The organism is Novosphingobium sp. (genome assembly GCF_049240505.1).
In the GTDB taxonomy this organism is placed as follows: Bacteria; Pseudomonadota; Alphaproteobacteria; order Sphingomonadales; family Sphingomonadaceae; genus Novosphingobium.
On sequence record NZ_JBMLSM010000092.1, the window covers coordinates 41130 to 63064 of the forward strand.

Genomic DNA, 21935 nt, shown 5'->3' on the forward strand with positions numbered 1-21935 from the left:
ATGAAGACCCCTGCCGCACGGCGTTGCATCGCTGTTGCACTTGCCACATCCGCGCTCGCGCTTTCCATGCCTGCGTTTGCTGCCGAAGCTGATGAGCCTCAGGCAGGCGCTCCGCAGGCTGATCAGGCTGATGCTGCCGAAGATACCGGCGCAATCATCGTGACCGCACGCCGTCGTTCGGAAACGCTGCAGTCCACCCCCGTCGCCATCACCGCCGTCAACACCGCAATGCTGGAAAGCAAGGCCGCCGTGAACATCGGCGATCTTCAGGGCGCAGCTCCCGGCCTGCTGATCACCCAGCAGAACTCCGGCGCGCAGGCGGCCAACATCTCGATCCGCGGCCTGACCTACGCCGACATCGAAAAGTCGCAGACGCCGACCGTCGGCGTGCTGGTCGATGGCGTGGTCATCGGCACCAACACCGGTCAGTTGCAGGATGCGTTCGACGTTGCGCAGATCGAAGTTCTGCGCGGCCCGCAGGGCACGCTCTTCGGTGCGAACACCATCGGCGGCGTGATCAATATCACCCGTTCCAAGCCCACGATGAAGCCCGGCATGAAGGCCGAAGTCAGCTATGGCCGCTGGAACACCTTCTCGGCCAAGGCAATCGCCAACTACGGCGATGACGAAAGCTGGGGCGTCAAGGCGTGGTACTTCCACAACGAAAGCGACGGCTTCTACAAGAACGTCACGCGCAATGTCAGCGCGGGCTGGAGCAATGCCGAAAACTACGGCGCAACCCTGCTGTTCAAGCCCGTCGGTTCGGGCTTCGAAGCCCAGCTTACCGTTGCGCAGGTAGAGCAGGTGTTCGATCCCGTCGTCAGCAACCTGACCAACAGCACCGAAGTGTTTTGCGGCTTCATCCCGGCGCGCGAATGCAACCGGAACAACACCACCGATCTTTACACGACCTTCGGTGACTATGCTGAAAGCACCTACAAGGCGCCCGAAGCCACGCTGGAAATGAATTACGATGCCGGCGCGGTGAAGCTCACTTCGATCACCGGTTGGCGCAAGAGCACCGAAGCCCAGACGCAGGACTTCGATGGTTCTTCGACCGATCTCTATTACGTCGATCGCCGCCAGCACTATGAACAGTGGAGCCAGGAACTGCGCGCTGCGGGTGAGCTGTTCGACGGGTTTGACTATGTTGTCGGCGGTTTCTACTTCAAATCGGAATACGATCTGACCCAGTGGTCGCGCGTGTTCGGCTTCAACGCCACCGTGCCGCCAACCACGTTCGATCTCAATTCGCAGCATGTCGAAGGCAAGACCGAAAGCTACGCCGTGTTCGGTGACTTCAACTGGAAGGTTGCCGATCAGGTCCGCATCTCGTTCGGCGGTCGCTTCAGCCACGACAAGAAGGAACTGTTCAACGGCTTCGCCGGTGGCAAGCTGATCGATCCGAATAACGTGCAGGCATCGCAGTTCGTGCCGGTTGGCACAGGCAAGGCCAGCTTCAACAAGTTCACGCCCAAGATCGGTATCGACTGGCGTCCGAACAGCGATACGATGCTCTACGCTTCGTGGTCGCGCGGCTATCGTTCGGGCGGTTTCAGCCCGCGTGCCGCAACGGCAGCCACCGCCAGCACGCCGTTCCAGCCTGAAACGGTCGATGCCTATGAAATCGGCGTGAAGCTGACGACGCTGGATGGCCGCATGGACCTCAACCTTGCGGGCTTCGTGTCCGATTACAAGGACATGCAGCAGAACCTGACCGTCCCCGGCGGCCCCACCGGCAACCAGACGATCACCGGCAACGTCCCCGGCGGCGCGCTGATCAAGGGTATCGAATTCGACACCACCCTGCGCGTGACCGACAACTTCAAGCTTACCGGCTCGATGGCCTACCTCGATTCGCACTTCCGCGACTTCGTGACCTGCGGCGCTTATGCGGGCGGGCCAGTGGCCACCAACTCGTGCGGTGCAGGTCTGGTGCCGTTCAACTACAACGCCAACCGCCTGATCTATGCGCCGAAGTTCACCGCATCGCTCAGCGCTGAATACACGATGCCCACCAGCTTCGGTGATGTGTCCACCAACGTGGGCTGGCGCCATATCTCGCCTTATGACGAACAGCTTTCGGCCGCATCGCTTACGCCGACGCTGAACGGCGCAGGCGCGGCAACGCTGGTGACTGTCAACGGCAACGATCCGCGCGTGCGCACCACCACGCAGGATCTGGTCGACGCATCGCTGACCTTCAACTTCGATCTGAACGATACCAAGGCCTATGTCCGCGTCTTCGGTCGCAACCTGCTGAACGAAAAGACCACCACGCACGCCTTCACCGTGGCAGGCCTGTGGTCGTTCGGCATGGCACTCGAACCGCGCACCTATGGCGCAACCGTTGGCTTCAAGTTCTGAAGCTGACGCATAACTGATCCACCTTGCCGGGGGGCGAGGACGGGGCGGTAACGCGCTCCGTCCAACGCCCCCGGTCCTTTTTGCGTTTATCCCGTCCGGCTCTGGAAATAGATCGCCGTCATCCTGAACTTGTTTCAGGATCCATTGTGCCAATCAAACTGCGGTTGGTTCGGATAGATGGACCCTGAGACAAGCTCAGGGTGACGAAACCTGAAAAACAGTAGGCGAACGGGACAAATTCTGTCCTTTTTCAGGAGTTCACGCGCATGGCACGTCTATCAGGCAAGATCGCTCTCATCACTGGCGGCGCTTCGGTCCCCGGCCTTGGCAGCACCACGGCGCAGCGCTTTGCCGAAGAAGGCTGCAAGGTGTGGTTGACCGACCGCGATCTGGCAGGCGCGGAAAAGGTGGCCGACGGTATCCGTGCGGCAGGCGGTCAGGCGCGTGCGATGCTGCACGACGTGACCAGTGAAGCGCAGTGGGACGAAGTGTTCGCCGCGATCGAGGCCGAGGACGGCAAGCTCGACGTATGCGTGAACAACGCGGGCATCGCTGTGCTGCGCCCGATCGAGGACATGACCAGCGCAGACTGGGCGCTCCAGAATTCGGTCAATCTCGACAGCGTGTTTCACGGCACCAAGCGCGCGGTGGCGCTGATGCGCAAGACCGGCGTGAAGGGTTCGATCATCAACATTTCATCGGTGGCCGGACTGATCGGCGTGCCCGCCTGCGGGGCCTATGCGGCGGCAAAGGGGGGCGTTCGCCTGTTCTCCAAGACCATTGCCGTGGAAGTTGCCAAGCAGGGCATCCGCGTCAACTCCGTCCACCCCGGCATGATCCTGACCAACATCCAGGGCGTCGCACTTGAAGACAACGCGGCAAACTATGACGCCACGCTGGCGCTGGTGCCGATGGGCTACATGGGCGACCCACTGGACATCGCCAACATGAACCTGTTCCTTGCGTCGGACGAAAGCCGCTATGTGACCGGCACCGAACTGGTGGTCGATGGTGGGATGACGGCGCTTTGAGCGCTTAAATCGCACCAAAACACTTTGCGCCCCCGCGCAGGCGGGGGCCTCAGCCGGTTTACGCAAGCGTTCCGTAGCAACACCGAGGCCCCCGCCTGCGCGGGGGCGCAAGTGTATTTGGGATGGGAGTTCAAGCCACCCAGCGGATCGCATTCTCCACCAACTTCCGATAATGCACATCGTCATAGGCCGACGGCCCATCGCCCGGCTGCAGGTACACCAGCCTGCTGTTCAACGCCTGCTTTGCCCAGCCGACAAGATTCGATCCCGGCGGATGCTCCCACCCTTCGCGGCTGAACATCTGCCCTTTCACCGCAAGGTCGGCAGACCAGAAATGCTCCCGATCGAACGTTGCGGATGATCGCAGCAGCGGCGTCACGCCGGCTTCAGCCACCTGGCCCAGATACAATTCATCGGTCAGCGTAAAACGCTCTGGCAGTCCTGCCGTTACCGGGTGATCCGCAGCGACTGAAATCTCGTGTGTCACATCATGGCAGTATCCACTGTCTGCCACTGCGCCGCCTTGCCACGTACCGGGGTGGTAGAAAAACTGCCCGCCCAGCCATTCATGGTAGTCCGCCCAGGTCGGCCACCCTGCCAGCGCATGATGCAGCGCCACCACGCCCTTGCCCTGCTCCAGCAGCGCCCGAAATCCAGACTTCAAGTCCGCTTCAGCTTCAAGGTAAAGCGGCGGATTATCAGGACTTTCGAAGCCCAGCCCCGGCATATCATAAAGCACCAGCACATCGAACCCGCGCATTCCATCGGGGTTCATCAGCCGGGCCGCTGCGGGCTGATCGACCATCGTGGCCGATATGCCGTCCATCGCCTGAAACATCGCGTCAAAGGCCGTCCGGTCAAACGGATGGCCGCGGACGGCAACAAGGCATTGCAGCGGCGCGCGGTGTTTGATGATCGGCATCAGGCTTGCACCTTCACGATGACCTTGCCAATCGCCTTGCCCGAAAGCATCCGGTCATAGGCTACCAGCGTGTTCTCCAGCCCTTCGGTTTCATCGAGGTTCACCGTCAGCCGCTCGGTATCCACCCATTCGCGCAACAATGGCAGGAACTCTGCCCCGCGATGCAGAAAGTCGGGAATGAAGAACCCTTCGATCCGCAGCCGCCGCATCAACACCTGATCGAACCGCGCGGGGCCGGGCAGGGGGGCGTCGTTATCGTAAGCCGCCACCATGCCGCATACCGCCACGCGCCCGTAATGCGCCATGTTGGGCAACACCGCGTCCAGCAGCGGCCCACCAACATTGTCGAAGTAGGTGTGAACTCCGCCTTCGACCTCAGCCAACCGCGCCGCCACATCCTCGTTCTTGTAATCGATGGCCATATCCACGCCGAGCTGTTCGGTCAGATAGCGGCACTTTTCCGGCCCACCGGCAATACCGATCACCCGCGCACCCAGATTGCGCCCGACCTGGCAGGCCATGCTGCCGGTCGCGCCTGCTGCTGCGGAAACCACCAGCCATTCGCCGGGCTTCACCGCCGCCACTTCCTTCACGCCCACCAGCGCGGTCCACGCATTCATGCCCAGCGCGCCAAAGTGCTGGCGCACATCGGCAAGACTGTCGTCCACCACTTCCAACCCGGACAGGGCGGGAATGACTGTCGCATGTTCCGCCCATTGCCCGAAGCCGCGCACCAGCGTCCCCACCGGATAGGCGGCATCGCGGGTTTCACTCACATGCCCCAGCACCAGCCCGGCCATCTTCGATCCCAGCGGCAGCGGCGGCTGATAGCCATCGGTGCGCGGGCTCATCCACATGCGCGTGCCCGCGTCCATCGAAAGCCAGCCCACTTTCACCCGCACTTCGCCTTCGGCAAGCGGTGGCAGTTCCTCTGCCTGCAAAGATAGCGCGGCGGCAAAATCGTTGCCTTCGGGGTGGTTGTCGAGCCGCCAGAACCGGTTGGTCGTCATCAGTGTCGCATCCTCTTTTGACCTGCGTCGCAAAGCCTGTCGTGCCCGGCAACTGGCCAATCACCGAGGTTGCCCAAATGCAAACGCCCGCTCCCTTTCGGGGGCGGGCGCAGCGTAATCAAATCGGCCGTAAGATCAGAACTCGACCTGCAACTCCACGCCCCAGGTGCGGTTCGGAATGCGGTCGCTGAACCAGAACGGCCCGGCATAGCTGGATCGCACGATGCGGCCACCGCCGTGGAACGCATCGTTGATGAACGCGGAGATCTTGTATTCCTTCAACCCGCTCATCGCGCCGGTAAAGGTGATCGCGCCGTCGATCGAGGTATGCGCCGGAATGCGTTCGCGGCGCAGACCGGAATAATCCACACTCGATTCGGTCACATAATCGCCCACATACTTCAGGTTGCTGCCCAGCATCAGCTTGTTGTCGCCACCCAGTTCGAAGGTGTAATCGCCACCGACGCTGGCGTTCCACTTCGGCGCATAGCGAAGCTGCTTGGTCGCGCTGATGTCGTTTCCGGCCTGATCGAGGAATTCCAGATAGCGCGCCTTGAGATAGCCCGCCGATCCGAACAGGTTCAGTTCGGGCACCGGGCGAAGCTGCGCTTCCAGTTCCACGCCCTGGAACCGCGCCTTGCCTGCATTTTCAACGAAGGTGATCGTCGAAGCCGGGTTCAGCGGATTGGTGCGGATCTGGTCTTCCTGCTTGTCGCGATATTCCGTCTGGAACACCGTCACGTTGAAGATCGCACGGTTATCCCAGAACTTGGTGCGCAGGCCCGCTTCGTAGCTGTCGACCGTTTCGGGATCATACGGCCCGATCGTCTGGGGGAGCGAGCCGGGGCGCCCGTTCCACCCGCCCGAACGGAACCCGCGCGACCATGAAGCATAGAGCATCACGTCATCGGCAAGGTTCTGGTCAACCGAAACGCGCGGGGTGAAGCGGTTGAACGAAAGGTGCGGATTGGCGCAGGGCGCATAGGTGGACGTCGGATCCGGGCACGAATAGGCAGGCGTGGTATAGGGCGCCGGCTTGGTAACGTGGAAATCCTTGGTTTCGTGCGTATAGCGGCCGCCCACGGTGATGCGGGTGGTCGGCGTCACCTTCCAGTATGTTTCGGCAAAGGCGGCATAGGACTTCACCGTCTGCCCGGCGTTGAACGTATCGACAAGATTGGCCGGGTTGCGCGTGCCATCGGCAACGAACACGTCCTGACGATCCAGTTCATAGGTTGATTTGAAGAAATAGACGCCCGCCACCATGTCGAACATGCCGCCGAAATCGGTGTCTACGCGCAGTTCCTGGCTGAACTGGTTGCCGTGCAGATACCGCACCGGGTGGAAGAACGGCGTGTTGGGGGCAATCGCATCGCCAATGTTGTCGATGTCGAGCGAGTCCTGATTTTCCATGTAGCCGGTGACCGACGCGATGGAGAAATTGCCCGCATCATACGTCATGTTCAGCGTTACGTTATCGGCATCAAGCGGAGCGTAGAACGGCAACCCGCCAAACGATGCGCGGAAACCGCTGCTTTCGTATTCGTCCTTATGCGCGCTGTAGCAAAGCCCCACGTCGCAGGCGAGTTCGCCCGGAATCGACTGGTTCACGGGGTTGGGATAGTGCGAACGGTCGCGCAGGTGCTCATAGGTCACCAGCGCTTCGAATTCGGGCGTCGGCGTGAACAGCAGGCTCGCCTGAATGTCCAGACGGTTGAGGCCCGGCTCATCCTTGCCGGTTGCGGCATCATAGGTAAAGCTGTTGCTGTTGATCGAGAAGACGCCAACTTTCAGCGCCAGAACGTCGCTGATTATCGGGGCGTTGAATACGCCACGATAATCGTTGCGGTTATAGGAGCCGAGCGTAACCGCCATTTTGGCACCAAGCTCGCCCGTGGGGCGCGAACGCTTGACGTTTATGATGCCGCCCACGGTGTTGCGGCCAAACAGCGTGCCTTGCGGGCCGCGCAGCACTTCGATCGATTCCACGTCGAACATGTCGACCAGCGCGCCGGTGTTCGATGCCAGGAAGATACCGTCGATCGAGGTGGCAACCGCCGGTTCGAACGACCGCTCGATATCGGCAAAGCTGATGCCACGGATCGATGCTGAAAGCGTCGCGCCGGAATACTGCACCTGACCGAGCTGGACGTTCGGAATATACTTCGCCACTGCGCGCACATCGGGCACGAAGCGCGATTCCAGCGCGGTTCCGCTGATGGCGGAAACGGCCAGCGGCACGCTCTGCACGTCTTCCACGCGCTTGCGCGCCGTCACGGTGATTTCTTCGATGCCCTGCGTCGGTGCGGCCTGATCGTCAGCCGCATCGGCTGCAAATGCCTGACCGCTGGCAAGGAAAGTTGCTGCAAGTGCCACGGCCTTGATCGTGCGCCGCGATTGGCGCGCGTCCGAAAATGTGGTCGCGTGAGTAAATTTCCTCATATTCCCCTCCCTATTCGGCAAGCAGAAACACCCCTGATCTGCCGTTCAATTATGCGGAGAGAGCGAAAAGGCGCAAAAAGCCTTCTGGATAAGCGCGCTGCTTTCCAGATATTGGCCAGAACATCGCCTTATATTGGGCAAGGCATCTGGTGACCAGAATCGGTCACCCCAACGCATCGCTCCATTTCTCTCCCGTTACATTGTGTATAATTTGGATGCCGGGAGCATGAACTGCGAAAAGTAACAGGCAGCAGTGCCGGGTTTGCGCCGGGTGCAGCCCCGCATTGCGCTTCGGCCCTGCAAGCGGCGCATGAACGCTTGTGGAAGCATTTAATTCAATTATTATTGAAATATCGAATCAAGGATTTGCCTGATGGATTCTCCCAATGTTGTCCGCGCGCTCGGCGCGCTTGCGCAGGAACATCGCCTCGCTGCCTATCGCCTGCTGGTGCAGGCCGGGCCGGATGGTCTTGCGGCAGGTGCGCTGGCAGATGCGCTTGGCATCGCACCGTCTTCGCTCAGCTTCCATATCGCGCAACTGGCGAATGCGGGGCTTGTTACCCAACGTCGCAATGGCCGCTCGATCCTTTATGCGGCGGATTTCGCGGCGATGGGCGCGCTGATGGGCTTCCTGACCGAAAACTGCTGCGGTGGTGCGGTTTGCGCACCCGTGGAACTTGCCCGACACACTTCGGAGTGCTGCTGATGGCTGTTAGGCCGTTTTCGATCCTCGTTCTGTGTACCGGCAATTCCGCCCGTTCCATTCTGGGCGAAGCAATGCTGGGGCTGAAGGGTGCAGGGCGCATCGTCGCGCACAGCGCTGGCAGCAAACCAAAGGGCGTTCCGCATCCCGGAGCGCTGCGTTTGCTGACGCGCAAGGGCATCGACATCGCACCATTCCGTTCCAAAAGCTGGAATGAGTTCGCAGCGCCGGATGCGCCGCCTGTCGATCTGGCGATCACCGTCTGCGGCAATGCAGCGGGAGAAGCGTGCCCGGTCTTCATGGGCGCGCCGCTGAAAGCGCATTGGGGCCTGCCCGATCCAGCCGATGTGGAAGGCGATGATGCGGCGATCGATGCCGCGTTCGAACAGACGTGGAACTCGCTGGAAATGCGCGTCGATGCGCTGCTCACCCTGCCGTTCGAAACGATGGAGCGTGCAGATCTGATGCGTGAACTGGGCCGCATTGGCCAGATGGAAGGAGCCGCCTGATGGCCACGCCTGCCGCCATGCAACACTCTGCCGCCGCCTCGCCGGACCGTCCGCGTCTGTCATTTCTCGATCGCTGGCTTACGCTGTGGATTTTCGGCGCGATGGCGCTTGGCATCGCGCTTGGCGCGCTTGTCCCTGCCGTGCCCCGCGCGCTCGATGCCATGTCGGTCGGGTCCACCAGCATTCCCATTGCGGCCGGGTTGATCCTGATGATGTTCCCACCGCTGGCCAAGGTGCGGTACGAAGAACTGGGGCAGGTCTTCCGCGATGGCAAGATGCTGGCGCTGTCTTTTGTGCTGTGCTGGCTCGTTGCGCCCGCTTTCATGTTCGCGCTGGCCGCGCTGACGCTGCCCAACAATCCCGAATATATGACCGGGCTGATCCTGATAGGCATCGCGCCCTGCATTGCGATGGTGCTGGTGTGGAACCAGCTTGCGGGCGGCAGCCCCGAATACGTCACTGGTCTGGTCGCGTTCAATTCGCTGTTCCAGATCGTTTTCTATGTGCCCTATGCCTGGTTCTACCTCACCGTTCTGCCGCCCGTTTTCGGGCTGCAGGGACAGGTGGTGGACATCGATTTCGGCATGATCACGCAAGCGGTGCTGACCTATCTTGGCGTGCCGTTCGTTGCCGGGTTCGCTGTGCGCAAGGCGCTGGTTTCTGCGCGCGGGCGCGATTGGTACGAAAGCCGCTTCATCCCGGCCATCAGCCCGCTCACGCTGGCAGCCTTGCTGTTCACCATCGTGGCAATGTTCAGCCTCAAAGGCGGTGAAATTCTGGCCCTGCCGATGGATGCGCTGCGTGTGGGGCTGCCGCTGGTGATATTCTTCGCCTGCATGTTCGTGGCGGCGTTCGCGGTAGGTCGTGCTATTGGCGCGGGGTATGAACGCACCGCGTCGCTGGCCTTCACCGCAGCGTCGAACAACTTCGAACTGGCCATCGCGGTCGCCATTGCCGCGTTCGGCCTCGCCTCTCCGGTGGCTTTTGCCGCCGTGATCGGCCCGCTGGTCGAAGTTCCCGTCCTGATCGCGCTGGTCAACCTTGCGCTGTGGTTCCGGCGCAACTGGTTTGCCTGATGCCGTCTCGGACGTGCGGGATCGTCCGCACGCCCGAGTCTGCTGATCAGAAATCGAAGCGCACTGCGCCCGATATCGTCCTGCCGTTCACGCTACGCGCAAAGCCCACGCCATTGGCCGGGATGGTGGACTGGTTCACTTCGAAGATGCCCATCGTATCGAACAGGTTCTGCGCGTTCAGTGTCAGGCGCAGCTTTTCGGTTGGCCGCACTTGCAGGAATGCGCCCACGGTGGTGAAGTCGGGCATTTTCAGCAGGTTGGAATCCTGCGCGTAGCTGCTTGTCAGTTTCACGATGCTGGCCCCCGCAGCCACTTTGCCGAAATCGACCTGCGGCACCGTGATGAATGTCCAGTCGGGCTGGTGGCGGGGCTCCTTGCCCGTCAGCGTCGGATCGAGCCGGTCAAGCGTGATCCTGGCCTTGGTATAGGTCGCGCCCAGCATCAGGTTGAATACGCCGCGCTGGACCGTGCCTTCCAGTTCCACGCCATCGGCCTTGTATGTGCGGTCGGTGCGGTTGGCTGAACCGTTCAGCACGTTGTGATCATCCGCCGTCACATGGAATGCCGTGGCGTTCAGCGTGATGCCGTCGTTGCGGAATTTGAAGCCGCCTTCGATCTGCTTCACCTTGTCCGCCTTGTCACGGTCATTGGCGACAGCGCCGGTGGCATTGTCCACCACCGGGGTGAACAGGATCTTGTCGGCATTGGCCCGCGCGCCCAGGCTATAGCGTGCGAAGACAGAGAACGGCTCTGCCACGCGGTAATTCACGCCAGCCGAATAGTTCAGATAGCCGTAGTTGTAGTTCACCGCCGCAGGCCGATCGAACGGCAGGAACGCAACGCGCGTTTCCGCCGTGCTGATCACGCCATCGCGGTTGATGTCCATCGACGTCAGGCCGACGCGCCCTTGGCCAAGGTCCGCACCGATCAACTGGCCACGCACGCGCCCGATGTCATAGCGCAGGCTGCCGCCGATCGCGATCTTGCCGAAGTGGTAGTTCACCGATCCATAGGGCGCGATCACGCGGTAATCCACGTCGAAGGCGCGGCGGAACAGGCTGCTGGCGCGGCCAAATGAATAGTATCCGTTGAGCGTCTGGTTCACGCCTGCCGCATTGGCGATGTTGACCATCGCGGTATCGCCATCGCCGTTGGCGTCGATGTTCATCGCGGTGTGCAGCCAGGTCGTGTGCAGGGCCTGCGTTGCCACATAGCCGCCGACCGTCGTGGTCAGCTTGCCGCCCGGCAGTTCCCACACCCGCGATGCGCGCAGGTCGTTGGTGAAATTGTTCAGGCTGCGCGCGCGAACATAGGACACGAAATAGAGCGCCAGCAACCCGTTGCCGTTGATCAGGCTGCCGCCGGGGATGGCCTGCCCGGTCAATGGCCCACTCGCATAACTGGCCGTCGCGCCTGCGCCTGCCTGCCCTGCGGCAAAGGCGGAAACGGTGTTGGCGGTGTTGGGAAAAGCGCGGCTGAAATCACCGCCATTGGACGCATAGCGTGCCTTTTCCGTCACGGTCCATCCGGCCACGTCGAACTGCGCCTCAAAGCCCAGCGATTTCGATACGGCGTGCTGGCCGGTATCCATCGGCAAGGCGGCCAACTGGTTGTTCTGATCGAGTGTGATCACCGGGCCGAGATAGGAGGACAGCACCGAATCGTGGCGCAGATCGAACCCGGCAAAGCTGCGATAGGCCGGTTTGTCGTTGGTGCCGGTAATGTTCACGACATAGGGGGCAAAAGTGGGCGAACGGTCGTCGAGATACTTCAGATAAACGCGCACATAGCCGACGCCATCGAATTCGCGCGTGACGTTCAGTTTTACCTGCCCGCCGCGCCAACCATCGAAGCCGATATTGCGCGGGCCTTCGCCTTGTCGGTAGAAGCCGCCGATATTGAAGCGAGTGTTCTTGCCCAGCCGCCCGCCATAGTTGAAATCAAGGCGTTTTTCGTCGAAGTCCAGTCCGGTTGAAACCTGCACGGTGCCGCCTTCAACGTCACCGGTGCGCGAAATCAGGTTGATCAACCCGCCCGGTGAATTCGATGCGAACGTCGATGCCGAACCGCCACGAATCGTCTCGATCTGGTTGATGGTAAAATCGTTGCGCAGGTAAACATCGGTGCCGACGTTGAACAGGTCGCCAAATTCCAGCACAGGCAGGCCGTCTTCCTGCATCTGCATGTATTTGGAACCGCCCGCAGCCAGTGGCAGGCCGCGCACGGTGTAGTTGTTGTTGCCTTCGCCAATCCCGCTTTCGACGCGCATCCCGGCCATCGCGCGCAGTACGTCACCCAGCGAACGCTGGCCGAACTTCTGGATTTCATCGCCCTTCAGCGCGCTGGTCGATGTGGCGCTGTCCAACCGGTCGCGGCCCTTGGCGACGCCTGTGGAGAAGATCTCCTTGGGCGGCGCGGCAGGGGCCTTTGCGCCGGATGCCGTTGCGGATGCCGTTGCGGATGCAGTGGCAGCGGTGCGCTCTGCGTCCTCTTCGGCAAGTGCAGGAGAAACCAGCGCAATTTGCGCGGCGAATAGAAGCAGAGCGGTCTTGTTCACGGCATCGTCCCCTCATGTCCGCCGCATGAGCGCGGCGGACAGACGTTGGTCGGATGCCGGTCTAGACCGGTGGCGTATCGGGCTGCCTAAGCGCGGCTATGGATTTGCGCTAGGCACAATTGCGCAGGGGTTCAGCAACCTTTGGGGGCGTGCTGGCGGTGGATGTTGCGGAAAGAGCGGCTCTTGAACAGCCACTTGCCGTCCACTTTTACGCAGGTGTCTTCATAGACGCCGCGATCGCGCATCGTGGTGCCGTTCTGGTCATAGACTTCGCTGGTATAGCTGCGCATCGTGGCGCTGTCGCCGTTCACTTCGATCGATCCGGGCCAGGCTTCGAACATGATGCCGGGATAGCCTTTCATGGCTTCCACCCACATCGCTTTGATCGCGGGGCGGCCCGTGGTGGTGCCGAGTTCGGGATAATCGGGGAGCGACCATTCGGCGTCTTCCGCCCAGGTTGCCGCCCAGTCGTCCGCGTGGCAGCGGGTTACGGCATCGGCATATGTTTCAAGCAGTTCGCGGATGGCAAGGCGGTCTTCTGCGGGGCCGGTGAAGGGCATTTTCTGTCTCTCCCAAGCGTGTTTTCTGAACTGCACCTAGATGCACCTAGCTGCACCTGGCGACACCTAACCCGCTCCGAACGCCCGCGAACCTGCGCTTTGGGTGAGTTCAGAGCACTACTGGCGTTTCATCCATGCCGGGCGCTTCATCCGGCACGCAAACTTCTATCGCACCACCTTCGACCCGCACCGGAAAGTTGCGCAGATCCTTGTAGGCGCCGCCGATGCAGCGTCCGGTGTTCATCTCGAACCGTGCGCCGTGCAGCGGGCACATCACCGCGCCGCGCCGGATGCGCCCGGTGGAAAGCAGCGCGGCTTGATGGGTGCAACGATCATTGACCGCGAAGAAGCCGTCGTCGGTTTTCGCCACCAGCACGTGCCATCCGCCGATTCTCGTAGCGAGCTTGCCCTCAGCAGGAAATTCGCTTTCGGAAACAAGGGTATGCCAGCTGTCAGTCACGGTATTCATCCTCAGGAAAAGCGTATCGTCTGGATCGGATCGCCGCCGCGCCAATCCTGTGCGGCCTGCGCGACCATCGCGTAGAAATCAAGCAGGACCGGCGCGGGGGCATAGAGTTCGGTCATCACGCCCAGCGTGGGCGTGGTATCGGCAAAGGCAAAGACGAAGCCGTCGGTCATCTCGGCCCGTAGCGCGCACGGCGCTCCCGTGGCGGAAAAGCGTGCGATTTCAGCGTCCACATCGTCAACGAATACCGCGACATGGTGCATCCCCCAGCGGCCTGATCCTTCGGGATAGAGATCGCGGAAGGGGGAAGGGCCGGGATTGTTCTGGGCAACGAATTCCACCATCACATCGCCCCACTGGCCGTAGGCCGACGTGTGATCAAGTTCGCGCTCTACCCCGCGATGCACGGCGCGGGCGAGTGGAATGTTGTCTGCCACGAAGAACGGTCCCGATCCGAAAGCCGCGTGGTGCGCGCGGGCCGCGGTGCGCACGTCTTCGACGAAGAACGCCACCTGACGGATAGGGAGCGCGCCGGTCATATCGATGCGCCGCCGTCCACGCGGAATTCCGCGCCGGTGGCAAAGGCGCTGGCATCGCTGGCAAGAAACACCGCCATCGCGGCGATTTCTTCGGGTTTGCCAAGGCGCTTTACCGGGTGGACATCGACAAAGCTCTGGTAAAGCGCTTGCGGATTATCGCTTTGCGCCAATACCTTGTCGATGATCGGCGTGTGGATCGCGCCGGGGTGGATGCTGTTGCAGCGGATGGCATAGCCTTTTTCCGCAAAGTGCAGCGCGCAGGACTTGGTCATATGCGTGACCGCTGCCTTGGCCGCGTTATAGGCGCAGAGATTGGCCGATGCTTTCACGCCCGAAAGCGAGGACATGTTGATGATCGAACCGCCGTGCGCCTTCATCCGGGGCAGGGCGGACTGGATGCCCATGAAGACGCCCAGCACGTCGATATCCAGTTCGTGCCGGAACTGCGCCAGCGTCAGCTCCTCGACCGAACCGAGCGTGGTGATACCGGCATTGTTGACCAGCACATCGATCCGATCAAACGGCGTAACCGCTTGTGCCCATGAGGATTCCTGCGTCACATCAAGCGAGACGAAGCGCGCACCGATTTCTGCGGCCAGCGCTTCGCCGCCTGCAGCGTCGATGTCCGCGATGACGACCGAGGCCCCTTCGGTGGCATAGGCGCGGGCGATGGCTTCACCAAGGCCCGACGCGCCGCCGGTGACGAAGGCCAGCTTTCCGTCGAGAACGCCCATCAGACCAGGACCAGCGTTTTGCCGGTGGTCTTGCCGCTCATCAGTTCGATGAAGGCTTCGGGCAGCTTTTCCAGCCCATCACGCACGTTTTCGAGAGGCTTCAACTTGCCTTCGGCAAAGAGCCGATCGAGCATGGCCTGCGCTTCGCCCAGCACTTCGGGGTGATCATAGGTGATGAAACCGCGCATATTCAGACGGTTGACCACAAGTTGCCACAAGTTACGGTTTCCGTGCGGATTATCGGCATCGTTATATTGCGCGATCATGCCGCACACCGCGATGCGCCCATGCAGCCGCATCAGCGGCAGCACGGCATCGAGCGTTTCTCCGCCGACGTTATCGAAATAGACGTCGATCCCATCGGGCGCGGCAGCGTGGATGGCTGCGCCCAGATCGCCGACGGACTTGTAATCGATCGCCACGTCCGCGCCGAGTTCCTTGACCATGCGCGCCTTGTCAGGCCCGCCTGCAAGGCCGATCACGCGGCAGCCTGCGGCCTTGGCAAGCTGAACCACCGTGCTGCCCGTCGCTCCCGCAGCGGCGCTGACCAGCACGGTTTCGCCCGCCTTGGCCTTGCCCACTTCAAACAGGCCGACCCATGCGGTGAGGCCCACCGGGCCAAGCGCGCCCATATAGTGCTGCAACGGTACGCCGGGGGCCTGTTCGACCTTTTCGATGCCCAGCGCGTCGGCACCGACGACATAGTATTCCGACCAGACCGCGAACGTGCGCAGCAGCGTGCCGACCGGCCAATCGGGATTGTTCGATTCCACCACTTCGCCCAGTGACATGCCGTTGATCGGCGCGCCCAACGCGACCGGGGGCAGGTAGCTTGGCCGGTCATCCAGAAAGCCGCGAATTGCCGGATCGCACGAGCCGACGCGCATCCGCACCAGGATTTCGCCGGGGCCGGGAACAGGGCGCGGCACTTCGACCAGCGCGAAATCCTGCGGCACGGGAATACCCGTGGGGCGGCGGACCAATGTGATCTGGCGGGTGGTGGCAGTTGTCATCAGGCGATTATCCTCTCTTTCCAGCATCCTTAGCGCGGGCGGGCGCAAGGCAGCGCTAGCCATATCGCTAGGTTTCGTAAGGAGGCGGCTTGGGTGATCGTGCGGGGTGTAAGGTGACCATCTCATTGCTCACCCCTGCGTTCGTCACCCCGGACTTGATCCGGCGTCCATTTCTCCTCCGCCAGCTGCGGATTCGGCTGCGAAATGGATGCTGAAACGAGTTCAGCATGACGGTTGTAGTTGGGTGGGTGAACGGATGAGACTGGTGCAACGATAACCGAAAGAGGATTGCCCGATGACGATGACCGCGCAGGAAATGATCCAGTTCGTCGATGATCTCTATGCCGCGACCGGCGTGGGCGATTGGGACAAGGCAGCTTCGATGCTGACCGACGATTTCTTTGTAACCGAAGCGCCGGGCCTGCCGATGGAAGGCGTCTATCGCGGCAAGAATGCACTGAAAGAGCTGTTCGTGAAAGTCATGGGCATGGTCGATGTGGCGGGGCTGGACCGCGTGGAAACGACCGCTGGCAAGGACCATGCGATTACGATCCTCTCCTTCCGTTTTGCCGATCCCGCGCTAGCGCCTGCGCACCTGTGCGAACTGTTCCGCTTCCGCGATGGCAAGTGCTGCGAGATCAGGCCCTATTACTTCGACGTATCGGTTTTTCGTGCGGCGGCTGAAGCCAAGGCGAAAGCGACGGCTTGACTCGGCTTTTACAGCAACAATCGACGGTTTAGCAGGCCCACCCCGCTGCGACTAACTTCGCCTACGGCTCAGTAAGTCTCGCTCCCCTTCCGCAGGCGGGAGGGGTTGGGGGTGGGTTTGCGGTGCGGCGGTTGCGCACCACCATGTCAACCAATAAGCCGCAGCTTTTCCAGCATTTCGGCATAGCCTGCCTTGCCCAGGGCGGTGGCGATGGCCTCTTCGCCAGCGCGCGACGCGGCGTGGACTTGTGGCATGACCGTTTTCCCTTCCGGTGCCAGATAGAGGCCGATGGTCTTGCCGCGTCCGGGCTTGCGTTCGATCCAGTTGCGTTCGGAAATTCGCGCAACGATGGGGACGACGTTTGACCGTTCCATCCGCAGCATTCTGCCGATGGAACTCTGGGTGATGCCGGGATTGGCTTCGATCACCATCAGCACGGCGGCATCGGCATGGCGAATGCGCAGATCGCCATAGTGCGCGTTGACGATGCGCAGCGCGATATTGGCCGTTCGCACGAGTTGAAAGCCGACCATCGGTTCTAGCGGATGCTTCATCCGGCTCCTGTAACACCCTCGATCCCGATGCGCATCAGCGAAGGTTCGAGCGTTTCACACACCGGATAACGCTACCAAATGTTGTTATTGACCATAGCATAGAATCGAGCGTATGCTCCTCCTAGCCGGTAAGAGAACGGCACATTGCCAGGCTCGAAAAATGATGCCGGTATGGGAGGATAGGATGACCAGATCGCTTCGCGCGGGCGTGAGCCTGCTTGCTTTTTCGATTGGTGCACAGGCCCTTTGCGGGCAGGCCTTGGCACAGGACGCAAGTCAGGCTGAAGCGCCTGCGGCCAACGCTGAAATCGTCGTCACCGCACAGTTCCGCGCGCAGAACCTGCAGGATACGCCGCTGGCCATTACGGCGGTTAGCGGCGAACTGATCGCATCGCGCGGCCAGACCAACGTTTCGGAAATTGCCTCGCAGGCGCCCAACGTGACGCTGAAACCGCAGGGGCAGGAACTGGGGCCGGGCATCATCGCCTTCATTCGCGGCGTGGGCCAGACCGACCCGAACTTTGCGCTGGAACCGGGCGTGGGCATGTACATCGACGATGTATATCTGCCGACGCTGACGGGTTCATTGCTGGATCTGACCGATCTTGATCGCGTGGAAGTGTTACGCGGGCCGCAGGGCACGCTGGCCGGACGCAACTCGCTTGGCGGTTCGATCAAGCTCTATTCCAAGAAGCCTGAGGGCAGCAACACCGGCTCGATCGAGGCGACCTATGGCCGGTACAACCGCATCGATGTGCGCGGGCTGTTCGATGTGAAACTGGCCGAAAACCTGTTCATGCGCGTGGGCGGGGTTACCAAGAACGTCGATGGTTATGTCAAGCGGCTCGACTATAACCTCACCCATCCGGGCACCAATGTGCCGACTTTTGCCAAGGGCGCGGACCCGGTGTTGGGCAAGCTGGGCGGCACGTCATCGGTGGCGGGCAAGGTTTCGCTGCGCTGGCAGCCGAGCGATAGGGTGGATATCAACCTTTCGGGCGATTACACGCGCGAACGGAACGAGCCGGGCGCGAACGTGCTGCTCTATGCCAACACTTCGGCAGTGTTTGATGGCCCGAACGCCACCTTTACCGGCGGTCGTCCCTTCCTGCAGGGCACCAATGGCGCGGGCATTCCGCTGAACTGTGCGTTTGTGCCCAATGGCGTGAACAGCTGCGATACGATCAGTGGCTATGATCGACGCTTCATTTCCTATGCGACGTATGGCGATGCGGCGCGCCCTGACAGCCAGATGCCCTATAAGCCGACCTTCACCGATCCGCATTCGAACCTCGACAACTATGGCGCGGCGCTGACCATCGATGTCGATCTTTCGGATGCGTTGAAGCTGAAGTCGATCACATCGTGGCGCAAATATACCGCCGACTGGTCGTATGACTCGGACGGTTCGCCTATCGCCAACAACAACCTGAACCAGACGCAGAAGAACCGGCAGTGGAGCCAGGAACTGCGCCTTTCGGGCAAGGTGCTGGACGACAAGCTCGATTTCACGGTCGGCGGGTTCTATTTCGATACGCGCGGCACGTTTACCGGGCGTATCAACCTGAACTACGCCGGTATCGACTTCCTGCACGGGCCTGACCCGACGCCTGCCAAGAACAAGGCGCTGTTCGCCAACTTCACGTTCGCACTGGCCGAAGGCGCGAACCTTACAGGCGGCATTCGCCAGTCGTGGGATGAAAAGGATTACGGCTATGTCCGTCGCAACCCGGATGGGACGGCGATTCAGGGACCGTGCAACTTCTTCCTTGGTGCGCCCACGGCGGGGCCGACGGGTATCGGCAACCAGCCCAACTGCCTGCTGTTCGGCCTGAATGGACTGACCGCCAGCTTCCGCGACAGCCGTGTGGACTGGCGCGTGGCGGCCGATTACCGGTTCAGCCCCGATTTCATGGCCTATGCTCAGGTATCGACCGGTTACCGCGCGGGCGGCGTGAACCCGCGTCCGTTCTTCCCCAGCCAAGCCACCGCGTTCCGGCCTGAAACGATCACCGCCTATGAAGTGGGCTTCAAGTCTGATCTGTTTGACCGCAAGCTGCGTGTCAACGTTTCGGCCTTCTTCAACGATTACAAGAATATCATCCTGTCGAGCGTAAACTGCCTCGATCTGGCGACAGCGGGGCCGGGCGGCTCATCGCAGGCAACGCCGTGCCTGCGTCCGTCGAACGTTGGGTCTGCCCATGTGAAGGGCTTCGAAGTGGAAACGCTGATCCGCCCGGTGGAGAATTTCACCATCGACGGTTCGGTCAGCTATCTCGATTTCCAGTACCAGAACGTCGACACGCTTTCGACCGGTGTGACGCTGAAGGATGTGACGCCCTATACGCCGAAGTGGAAGGCGGCTGTGGGCGTGCAGTATGACATTCCCGATGTGCTGAAGGGCATGGTCACGCTGCGTCTGGACGGGGCCTATCAATCGAAGATCTATACCGAGGCCGCGAATCTCGACAGTCTGTTGGTGAGCAGCACGGTGCCTGCAAACAGCCCCGTCACGCCATCGCCGTTCAGCAATTCCGGCGGTGGTGGCTCCATCACCACACTGCGCCTGTCCAACCGGATCGATGGCTATTTCCTCGCCAATGCGCGGGTTGGATGGCAGTCGGAAGAGAAGGACTGGGGCGTCACGCTGGAAGTACAGAACCTGACCAACAAGTACTACTTCCTGACACTGCTGCAGGAAGCGTTCGGGGCGGGCACGGCTTCGGGTCAGCCGGGCCGTCCGCGCACGTGGTCGGTTTCGGTCCGGCGTTCTTTCTAAAAGGCAAGTGCGGAGGCTTCCCAAGGCTCCGGGAAGCCGCCGCCTTTCAGGCCGCCGTCTGCACCCCCGTGCAGGCGGCGGTCAGCGTTTTGAGGTCTGCGGGGCTGGGGTGCCATGTCCCGGCAAGAGGGCCTTGGCCGGTGAACAGGGCGAGGGCCGCGTCTGCCGGTTCCGGGTTTTGCCGCGCGATAGCGGCGAGTTTATCGGCCAGGGGGTCGTCTACGGGCCCGTTGTGGCCGTTGAGGTGGTGTATCCACGCGGTGATGGCGGTGAGGATGGCGGGGCAGGTTTGGCCTTGTTGTGCGTTGTGGGCGAGGGTTTCGAGCCAGCGCTGGGGGATTTTCTGGGAGCCGTCCATTGCGATCTGGATGAGGCGGTGGTTGAGGCTGGGGTTGGCGAAGCGGGTGATCAGGGCGTCGGCATAGGCGGTTAGGTTCTGGCCAGGCGCAGGCGTGATCGTGGGCGCGGCTTCGTGGCGCATCAGGCGTGTTGCAAGGGCGCGCAGGTCGGGGTCGGACACGGCTTCGTGGACATAGGTGTGGCCTGCCTTGAGGCCGCAATAGGCGAGCAGCGAGTGCGCGCCGTTGAGCATTCGGAGCTTGGCGGTTTCATAGGGGGTGACGTCGGTGACGAGTTGCGCACCCACCGCTTCCCACTTCGGGCGCGGCCCGGCAAACCGGTCCTCGATCACCCACTGGCTGAACGGTTCGGTGACGACGCAGGCTTCATCTGTCAGGCCGCCGAGCGCTTGCGCGATTGCCGCGCGGTCCTCGTCGGTGGTGGCGGGCACGATGCGGTCGATCATCGTCGACGGGCAGGTGCAGTTGGCCTCGAACCAGTCGACAAGTTCCGGTTCGTGGCGGGCAAGATATTGCCCCATCAGGTGTTCGAGCCGCTTGCCGTTGTCGGCAAGGTTGTCGCACGAGAGCAGCGTCACGCCCGGCAGCCCGGCCTTGTGCCGCCGCAGCAGGCCCTGCGTGGTGAAGTAGTAGAAGCTCAGGGAATGGGCGCGTTCGAAGTCGAGATCGCCCGCTTCATTGCGGCAATAGCCCTTCTCGGTCACCGTCAGGCTGACGATGTGCGTGGCGGGCGCGGCCACGGCGGCGATCACCGCGTCGGGTTCCTCGCTGGCGACCAACACGTTGCGCACGGCGCCGACGATGCGCAGCGCTGTGCCTTCGCCCGATTGCTCGGCCACGGTGTAAAGGCCGCCCTGCGGGTTCATCTGCCGCGCCACGCCGGGGGAGCGGAGCGAGACGCCGGTGATGGCCCAGTCTGTATCGCCAAGGTTCATCGCCGCGTCGGTGTACCACGCCTGATGCGCGCGGTGGAACGCGCCGATGCCGAAGTGGACGATGCCCACATCCTGCGCATCGCGATCATAGATGGGCCGCGCGATTTCGGCGGGCAGGTTGGCCAGCGTTTCGGGGCAAAGGCGGGTCACAGGCGATAGGCCTTCTTCGCAAGGTTGTAGGACAGGTCGGCGGCAAGTTCCGCCGCTTCCCAATCCTCGATGCGGTGTTCCAGCACCAGTTCGGCAAGGAACCCGCAGTCGATGCGCCGGGCCACATCGTGGCGCGCCGGGATCGAGAGGAACGCGCGGGTATCGTCGTTGAAGCCGACAGTATTGTAGAAGCCCGCCGTCTCGGTGGTCATGCGGCGGAAGCGCTTCATCCCTTCCGGGCTGTCATGGAACCACCACGCCGGGCCAAGCTTGAGGCAGGGGTAATGCCCCGCCAGCGGCGCGAGTTCGCGGGCATAGGCGCTTTCATCCAGCGTGAAGAGGATGATCGAGAGGTTGCGCTCGTTGCCGAAGCGGTCGAGTAAGGGCTTCAAGGCATGGACGAAATCGGTGCGGGTGGGAATGTCGGCGCCCTTGTCGCGCCCGAAGCGGTCGAACACGGCGGCATTGTGGTTGCGGAACGATCCGGGGTGGATTTGCATGACGAGGCCGTCGTCCACGC

The 21935-nt window shown here is 61.7% G+C and carries 19 protein-coding genes; 7 read left to right on the top strand and 12 right to left on the bottom strand.

The window, feature by feature from the left end; genetic code table 11:
- Positions 1-2367, top strand: a complete 2367-nt coding sequence (locus tag ACOVQ0_RS07625) for a TonB-dependent receptor (RefSeq protein ID WP_421882386.1) — start codon at positions 1-3, stop codon at positions 2365-2367.
- A gap of 266 nt (positions 2368-2633) precedes the next feature.
- The gene (locus ACOVQ0_RS07630; protein ID WP_421882388.1) at positions 2634-3398 is read left to right on the top strand and encodes an SDR family NAD(P)-dependent oxidoreductase; all 765 of its coding nucleotides are present in this window, start codon (positions 2634-2636) and stop codon (positions 3396-3398) included.
- Between the two features lie 130 nt (positions 3399-3528).
- Here ACOVQ0_RS07630 and ACOVQ0_RS07635 read toward each other — a convergent pair whose 3' ends face one another.
- The 3 genes from ACOVQ0_RS07635 to ACOVQ0_RS07645 form a co-directional block, all read right to left on the bottom strand.
- Positions 3529-4320 carry a ThuA domain-containing protein gene (locus tag ACOVQ0_RS07635; RefSeq protein ID WP_421882391.1) on the bottom strand — a complete coding sequence of 264 codons (792 nt, stop codon included), beginning with the start codon at positions 4318-4320 and terminating at the stop codon, positions 3529-3531.
- Positions 4320-5330: an NADP-dependent oxidoreductase gene (locus tag ACOVQ0_RS07640; protein ID WP_421882395.1), complete on the bottom strand. Its 1011-nt coding sequence runs from the start codon at positions 5328-5330 to the stop codon at positions 4320-4322. Before ACOVQ0_RS07640 ends, ACOVQ0_RS07635 begins: the two co-directional genes overlap by 1 nt.
- A gap of 135 nt (positions 5331-5465) precedes the next feature.
- On the bottom strand, positions 5466-7772 hold the full coding sequence (locus ACOVQ0_RS07645; protein WP_421882398.1) for a TonB-dependent receptor: 2307 nt from the start codon (positions 7770-7772) through the stop codon (positions 5466-5468).
- Positions 7773-8145: 373 nt separating this feature from the next.
- Here ACOVQ0_RS07645 and ACOVQ0_RS07650 point away from each other — a divergent pair, with 373 nt between their 5' ends.
- From ACOVQ0_RS07650 to arsB, 3 genes are read left to right on the top strand one after another with little or no spacing between them, the layout of a single operon-like run.
- Complete coding sequence (locus ACOVQ0_RS07650) at positions 8146-8478, top strand: ArsR/SmtB family transcription factor (protein ID WP_421882401.1); 333 nt, start codon at positions 8146-8148, stop codon at positions 8476-8478.
- On the top strand, positions 8478-8984 hold the full coding sequence (locus ACOVQ0_RS07655) for an arsenate reductase ArsC (RefSeq protein ID WP_421882404.1): 507 nt from the start codon (positions 8478-8480) through the stop codon (positions 8982-8984). The genes ACOVQ0_RS07650 and ACOVQ0_RS07655 overlap by 1 nt, the downstream gene beginning before the upstream one ends.
- Positions 8984-10060 carry an ACR3 family arsenite efflux transporter gene (gene arsB / locus ACOVQ0_RS07660; RefSeq protein WP_421882407.1) on the top strand — a complete coding sequence of 359 codons (1077 nt, stop codon included), beginning with the start codon at positions 8984-8986 and terminating at the stop codon, positions 10058-10060. Before ACOVQ0_RS07655 ends, arsB begins: the two co-directional genes overlap by 1 nt.
- 46 nt (positions 10061-10106) lie before the next feature.
- On the opposite strand, the gene ACOVQ0_RS07665 is transcribed toward arsB, so the two are convergent.
- The 6 genes from ACOVQ0_RS07665 to ACOVQ0_RS07690 form a co-directional block, all read right to left on the bottom strand.
- Positions 10107-12617 carry a TonB-dependent receptor domain-containing protein gene (locus ACOVQ0_RS07665; RefSeq protein WP_421882410.1) on the bottom strand — a complete coding sequence of 837 codons (2511 nt, stop codon included), beginning with the start codon at positions 12615-12617 and terminating at the stop codon, positions 10107-10109.
- Positions 12618-12748: 131 nt separating this feature from the next.
- Positions 12749-13177 carry a nuclear transport factor 2 family protein gene (locus tag ACOVQ0_RS07670; protein WP_421882413.1) on the bottom strand — a complete coding sequence of 143 codons (429 nt, stop codon included), beginning with the start codon at positions 13175-13177 and terminating at the stop codon, positions 12749-12751.
- 109 nt (positions 13178-13286) lie between these two features.
- Positions 13287-13637: a Rieske (2Fe-2S) protein gene (locus ACOVQ0_RS07675; protein WP_421882416.1), complete on the bottom strand. Its 351-nt coding sequence runs from the start codon at positions 13635-13637 to the stop codon at positions 13287-13289.
- Between the two features lie 11 nt (positions 13638-13648).
- The gene (locus ACOVQ0_RS07680; RefSeq protein ID WP_421882419.1) at positions 13649-14182 is read right to left on the bottom strand and encodes a VOC family protein; all 534 of its coding nucleotides are present in this window, start codon (positions 14180-14182) and stop codon (positions 13649-13651) included.
- Positions 14179-14916 carry a glucose 1-dehydrogenase gene (locus tag ACOVQ0_RS07685; RefSeq protein WP_421882421.1) on the bottom strand — a complete coding sequence of 246 codons (738 nt, stop codon included), beginning with the start codon at positions 14914-14916 and terminating at the stop codon, positions 14179-14181. The genes ACOVQ0_RS07680 and ACOVQ0_RS07685 overlap by 4 nt, the downstream gene beginning before the upstream one ends.
- Complete coding sequence (locus ACOVQ0_RS07690; RefSeq protein ID WP_421882424.1) at positions 14916-15929, bottom strand: NADP-dependent oxidoreductase; 1014 nt, start codon at positions 15927-15929, stop codon at positions 14916-14918. Before ACOVQ0_RS07690 ends, ACOVQ0_RS07685 begins: the two co-directional genes overlap by 1 nt.
- A gap of 295 nt (positions 15930-16224) precedes the next feature.
- On the opposite strand from ACOVQ0_RS07690, the gene ACOVQ0_RS07695 reads away from it, so the two are divergent.
- The gene (locus tag ACOVQ0_RS07695) at positions 16225-16638 is read left to right on the top strand and encodes a nuclear transport factor 2 family protein (protein WP_421882427.1); all 414 of its coding nucleotides are present in this window, start codon (positions 16225-16227) and stop codon (positions 16636-16638) included.
- Positions 16639-16784: 146 nt separating this feature from the next.
- On the opposite strand, the gene ACOVQ0_RS07700 is transcribed toward ACOVQ0_RS07695, so the two are convergent.
- Positions 16785-17192: a MarR family winged helix-turn-helix transcriptional regulator gene (locus tag ACOVQ0_RS07700; protein WP_421882429.1), complete on the bottom strand. Its 408-nt coding sequence runs from the start codon at positions 17190-17192 to the stop codon at positions 16785-16787.
- Between the two features lie 184 nt (positions 17193-17376).
- Between ACOVQ0_RS07700 and ACOVQ0_RS07705 the strand changes: the two genes are divergently transcribed.
- Complete coding sequence (locus ACOVQ0_RS07705) at positions 17377-19971, top strand: TonB-dependent receptor (protein WP_421882433.1); 2595 nt, start codon at positions 17377-17379, stop codon at positions 19969-19971.
- Positions 19972-20017: 46 nt separating this feature from the next.
- Here ACOVQ0_RS07705 and ACOVQ0_RS07710 read toward each other — a convergent pair whose 3' ends face one another.
- Positions 20018-21415 carry a mannitol dehydrogenase family protein gene (locus tag ACOVQ0_RS07710; protein WP_421882437.1) on the bottom strand — a complete coding sequence of 466 codons (1398 nt, stop codon included), beginning with the start codon at positions 21413-21415 and terminating at the stop codon, positions 20018-20020.
- Positions 21412-21935, bottom strand: a 524-nt coding sequence (locus tag ACOVQ0_RS07715) for a glucuronate isomerase (RefSeq protein ID WP_421882441.1), incomplete at its 5' end; no start/stop codon positions are given. The genes ACOVQ0_RS07715 and ACOVQ0_RS07710, both read right to left, overlap by 4 nt.